This window comes from Methylobacterium goesingense, from assembly GCF_022179225.1.
Taxonomy (GTDB): Bacteria; Pseudomonadota; Alphaproteobacteria; order Rhizobiales; family Beijerinckiaceae; genus Methylobacterium; species Methylobacterium goesingense.
On the sequence record NZ_BPQL01000092.1, the window covers coordinates 1 to 5,408 of the forward strand.

The window sequence follows — 5,408 nt, forward strand, 5'->3', positions numbered from 1 at the left end:
TCAACGCCTCGGGGCCGCCGCGCCGGTAGGCGTCGTACCAGCGGTAAAACGTCGAGCGCGTGATGCCGAGCTTGTTTAGAGTGGCACGCACCGGCAGGTGGGATTGCTCGACGAGCCGGATGATCTCCAGCTTCTCAGAGGCCGGGTACCTCATGCCTCGTCGCCCCCAGCCCCGCTCATGCTTTTTTTGAGCAGACGGTTCTCTAGGACGAGATCAGCTACGACCTCCTTCAGCGCCCCCGTCTCGCGGCGCAGATCCCGCACCTCGTCCGTGGTGGCCGCACGAGCCGTGTCCCCCGACAGGCGCTTCTTGCCAGCCTCCAGGAACTCCTTGGACCAGCCGTAGTACATCGAGGCGGCGATCCCCTCGCGTCGGCACAACTCGGCGATGCTGTCCTCGCCACGCAAGCCTTCCAGCACCACGCGGATCTTCTCCTCGGACGAGAACTGCCGACGTGTGGCCCGACGGATGTCCTTGATCACCGCCTCTGCCGGTTTCTTGGCCGGTCCGGATGTCTGCTTCATCTTCGCTCCTTAGGGGCTACGATGAACCAGCCATCCTCCGTTCGTGAAGACCCTCAATCTGTCCCACAGGTGCTGACGTCGGACAGGCGTGAGAACCACGACCCTGTAGATAATGCTCGGGTCTCCTGCCTGGATCGACATCTCGTGTTGAGGACGGTGAGGACCACGGCGCGACGCGCGTCGGCTGGATCCTGTGTTCGCTATGGCGGAGAGTTCTTCCGGATCGGCAGGAGCCGCCTGGATCGACGTTGACGACAAACACACCGCGGGCGCATGTTCGCGGACGGAGACCTGTTGCCTAGCCAGCCGTCCTTTCTCGCTACGTAGGACGTTGTCGGTGAGCACCGTGTGCACCTTGTAGGGCACCGCCTCGATAAGGTGCCGGAGAAAGTCGCCTGCGACCCGCCGCGTGGCCTTCTCATGGAGTTCAACGAAGGCGAACTTGGTCGTGCGGTCGATGGCGACAAACAGGTAGAGTCGCCCTTCCGCCGTGTGGACCTCGGCCAGATCGATGTGGAAGTATCCGAGCGGATAAACCTTGAAGCGCGACCGCTTGGGCTTGTCGCCGTCGACCTCGGGCAATCGGCTGATGCCGTGTCGCTGGAGGCAGCGATGAAGCGAAGAGCGGGTCAGGTGTGGGATCGTGGCCTGGAGCGCGTAGAGGCAATCGTCGAGGGGCAGGAGTGTGTGACGCCGAAAGGCGACCACCACCGCCTCGTCCTCGGGTGACAGCACCGTCGAGCGAGGATCCTTCGGCCCCGTGCGCTGATCGGCGACCGAGGTCCGCCGCCGCCACTTGGCGACTGTCTTCGGGTTGATCCCGTAGCGCTTCGAGAGGGCCCTCAGGCTCGCTTGACTATGCTGGATCGCTCGACGGATCGCCTCCGTCGTTGTGGCGCTGCCGTGAAGAACCTGGCCCATAGCGCGTCCCTCCACTCCGGCGTGAAAAGTGCACCATCAAACCCCGGGATCAAACAGCTAGCGCACCGATCAGCACGACCGTCAGGGTGTTGCGGCGATCGTGCAGCGAAGCGATCATACCGTAGGTCAAGTCGTTCTGCGCCGGGTCTACGCCCACGATGGCGTGCTGGGTGATCCCATAAGCGTTGAGACTGACCATAGCGCGGTACCTTGCGCCCCGAAGCGTGAGACGCAGCTGCGCCCCGGCTTGAGTGCGCATGGTGTGCCCTGTTCAAGGGCCAAACTGATGGCTCGCACCGTTTCCATAACGGGAGCAAGTCCCGAACGGCAACGCTTCGTTAACCCTGTTGTTGCGCTGTCGCAGGCCCCTTGGCCGGTCTCTCTACTTCAACGGCTCAGATGCTCGAGACTTCTCGGAGTTTGCTCCCAGGTACACGTGCACGACGTTTCCGCACGCTATCGCGATGGCTGAAACCTTAACGTTTTGTTGCCAGTGTGGGGCTAGGAAGCCTCAAACTTTCAAGGAGCTTTCCGATGCGTGTACTGCTGATCGAGGACGATGCCTCCGTCGCCGCCAGCATCGAATTGATGCTCAAGTCCGAGAGCTTCAACACCTACACCACGGATCTCGGCGAGGAAGGGATCGATCTCGGCAAGCTGTACGACTACGACATCATCCTGCTCGACCTGACGCTGCCGGACATCTCGGGCTACGAGGTGCTGCGCACCCTGCGCGTCGCCAAGGTCAAGACGCCGATCCTGATCCTCTCCGGCCTGGCGGGCATCGAGGATAAGGTGAAGGGTCTCGGCTTCGGCGCCGACGACTACCTGACCAAGCCCTTCCACAAGGACGAGCTCGTCGCCCGCATCCACGCCATCGTGCGCCGCTCGCAGGGCCACGCTCAGTCGGTGATCACCACGGGCGACCTCATCGTGAACCTCGACGAGAAGACCACCACCATCGCGAGCGCGCGCGTCCATCTCACCGGCAAGGAGTATCAAATCCTGGAGCTCCTCGCCCTGCGCAAGGGCACGACGCTCACGAAGGAGATGTTCCTCAACCATCTTTACGGCGGCATGGACGAGCCCGAGCTGAAGATCATCGACGTGTTCATCTGCAAGCTGCGTCGGAAGCTCGCCAACGCCTCGGGCGGCAAGAACTACATCGAGACCGTCTGGGGCCGCGGCTACGTGCTCCACGACGGCGTCTCTGCGATGCGCGCCATGGCGGGATGATCCGAGCGGCCCGTCACCCCCTCTGTCGCTCTGATCTTTAACCGCCATGGCCGCGTGGCGACGCCTTCGACATCGGTCCGCGGGCATCGCGACCGGCCCCGCCCGCCCGAGACCTCGAACCGGCGAGATATTTCTTCGGAACTATGCGTCGGGCCGGGCGTTAATCTACCCGGTTACCAAGATGTGAATCTTCAGTTCTTGTTAGGTTGCTAGGGGCGATATCGATCTATCCTGGGTGTTGCTCAAATGCACTAGAGCTCAGCCAGGCTCTCACGGTAGAACCGCTTCACACCGCACCGAGAGTGCGCCTCTGGTTCCCGGCAGTCCTCACATGATCAAGACCCTCATCCTCGCCAGCGCCGCCACTGCGCTCCTCGCCGGCGTCGCTTCGGCCGCCGATCTTCCGCGCCGCGCGGCGCCCCCGGTGTTCGTGCCGGTGCCGGTGTTCACCTGGACCGGCTTCTACGCCGGTTTCAACGCCGGCTACGGCTTCGGCACTGGCAACGACAACAAGGGTCCGACCACCATCGTCGCCAATGCGCCGATCTTCCTCGGCACCGCCGCCAGCCCCCTGGTGGGTGGCCGTGGCGCTGGCGCCTTCGGCGGCCGTGACAGCAACGAAGGCTTCGTCGGCGGCGGTCAGATCGGCTACAACTACCAGTTCACCCCGGGCTCCGGTGTCGTCGTCGGTATCGAAGCTGACGCCCAGTACGTCGACTTCGGCAACAGCCGTAACCGCTACACCAACATCGTCGGCGCCCTGAACCCCGACCTGACCCCCGTCAACCCGAATGGCCTGTCGGGCCTCGACTACTTCGGCACCGTGCGCGGCCGCCTCGGCTACGCCTTCGACCGCACCCTGGTGTACGGCACCGGCGGCTTCGCTTACGGCGGCGGCGGCGGCAGCGATTTCGGCCTGCCCAACAGCAGCCGCAACGACTTCCGCACCGGCTGGACCGCCGGCGGCGGCGTCGAGTACGCCCTGCCAACCGACTCCTTCCTGAACTTCTTCAAGTCCTCGGCCGTGACCCTCAAGGTCGAAGGTCTGTACGTGAACCTCGACCGCGACAACGCCAACAACGGCGTGTTCGCATACTCGAACTCCACCGGCCAGACCTACCGGATCAACACCAACTACGCGACCGCCACTTCGGGCTACACCAACCGCCGCTCCGACGAGTTCGTCGTCGTGCGCGCCGGCGTGAACTACAAGTTCGGCTCGTACTAAGGTCTGCGGGACATTTAGGTTCGGCCTAAGCGTCCCCAGCCCCGATCACCTGGCCGCTTTCGTCGAGGCACGCCCCGAGGAGACATCCTCGGGGCGTTGTCGTGTCTGGACCACGGCGCGGTTTTCAAAGCGCCCCTCGGAATTTGATAAAGCGGATTGCGAATAAAGCAGCTGTGTCGGAGCAGCTCCCCCTGACCGAGATCATCGCGAGTTTTTCGTCGATGACTCGCGCATCAACGAAGGGTTCGGGCTTCAAGCACCACGATGAGGCCGGTACATACGGTGCGCCAGCAGGATCCTGACAGACCCAGCTACGCCCATCATCGCTTGAGCCAATCGAGGGCGGCTGCGAGGGAGAGAACACCCATGAAGCTGGCGGTGGTCTTCTCGTAGTGGGTGGCGATGGCGCGCTATTCCTTAAGCCTGCCCCAGAGGCGCCCGACTTGGTTGCGGTTGTTAAAAATTCAACCTAAGTTTAGTCGGAGCCTCGCCTATGCCCGCAACGACCCCTGAGGTGCACAATTAAATCGCAGCCTGCGTCAGCCTGGGGAAGTGCGGATCGTACACGCGCGTGACCGGCGTCGACTTGGAGCGGCTCGCATCCTCGTTCACGGCAACTGCCCGGCGCGGAAAATAGGGATCGTGCAGTAGGGCCTCTGGCAAAGCTGGCCGATTACTACGGGCCGCCGTCAACGAGCTCTCTGGTTCGACCTTCGGCATCAGCTTAACTCCTTAGAGCCTGTTTGAGGACCTCCACCGGCCGTCCCCATCTGTCTCGTGTAGCAACACGAATTCCGCCTGGCGGGGCGGCGTGGAGAGCAGACGTGTACGGACCGGCATCGGACGCGCCATGAGACGCGTTTGAAGAACATGGTGATGGAGGCGGGCTTGGACGAGGTGGCCCGCTTCCTGGAGCTGGCTGACCCGCCGGCCCGACCAAACGCCAGGTCGGCGCGCCGCGTGATGGCGGCCGTTGCTTGGCATCTGCGTACGGGCGGCGGATGGCGGGCCTTGCCCGATGGCTTCCTGCCCTGGCGCACCGTCTATGGATGGTTCCGGCGCTGGGTGGACAAGGGCCTGTTCGCGGTTCTGATGCGGACGCTCGCGCGCCGACAGCGCCGCTGCTGCGGGCGGCGTCCTACGCCGCGGCTGGCGATCATCGACACCCAGAGCGTCAAGTGCATCGGCGTGCGCGGGCCACGCGGTTACGATGCCGCCAAGAGGGTGGTCGGCCGCAAACGCGTGCTGATGGTCGATGCCGAGGGGCACATCCTGGCCATGACTATCGTGCCGGCCAACGTGCAGGACTGTGACACGCTGTCGGCTCTGGACGAGGGCAAGCCGTACTGGCCGAGCCTGCGTCTGGGCCTCTTCGACAGCGTCTTCCGGGCCAAGCGCTGCGAGGAATGGTGCAACCTTCACGGCATGCGCCGACGGGTCGTCGAAAAAGACCCGGACCAGAAGGGCTTCGTCGTTCTGGAACGGCGCTGGATCGTCG

At 63.7% G+C, this 5,408-nt stretch carries 4 protein-coding genes and 2 pseudogenes; 3 read left to right on the top strand and 3 right to left on the bottom strand.

The features are described 5' to 3' along the window. The 3 genes and pseudogenes from MFF30_RS16820 to MFF30_RS16830 all read right to left on the bottom strand — a co-directional run. Window positions 1-525 (bottom strand): annotated as a pseudogene (locus MFF30_RS16820) (transposase); the annotation flags it as partial. Window positions 526-855: 330 nt separating this feature from the next. Then, window positions 856-1,446: pseudogene (locus MFF30_RS16825) on the bottom strand (transposase family protein); the annotation flags it as partial. 49 nt (window positions 1,447-1,495) lie between these two features. After that, window positions 1,496-1,645 (bottom strand): hypothetical protein, encoded by a 150-nt coding sequence (locus tag MFF30_RS16830; RefSeq protein WP_238280636.1) that lies wholly within the window; start codon window positions 1,643-1,645, stop codon window positions 1,496-1,498. Window positions 1,646-1,980: 335 nt separating this feature from the next. Here MFF30_RS16830 and ctrA point away from each other — a divergent pair, with 335 nt between their 5' ends. From ctrA to MFF30_RS16850, 3 genes are all read left to right on the top strand, one after another. Continuing rightward, on the top strand, window positions 1,981-2,682 hold the full coding sequence (gene ctrA, locus MFF30_RS16835) for a response regulator transcription factor CtrA (protein ID WP_238280637.1): 702 nt from the start codon (window positions 1,981-1,983) through the stop codon (window positions 2,680-2,682). Window positions 2,683-3,016: 334 nt separating this feature from the next. Next, window positions 3,017-3,910, top strand: coding sequence for an outer membrane protein (locus MFF30_RS16840; RefSeq protein ID WP_373320925.1), 894 nt, complete (start codon window positions 3,017-3,019; stop codon window positions 3,908-3,910). 870 nt (window positions 3,911-4,780) lie between these two features. Beyond that, window positions 4,781-5,408, top strand: a 628-nt coding sequence (locus MFF30_RS16850; protein ID WP_238280639.1) for an IS5 family transposase, incomplete at its 3' end; no start/stop codon positions are given.

Coding starts and splice junctions, on each gene's coding strand:
- MFF30_RS16830 (WP_238280636.1), bottom strand. CDS start 1,645: ATGGTCAGTCTCAACGCTTATGGGATCACCCAGCACGCCATCGTGGGC.
- ctrA (WP_238280637.1), top strand. CDS start 1,981: ATGCGTGTACTGCTGATCGAGGACGATGCCTCCGTCGCCGCCAGCATC.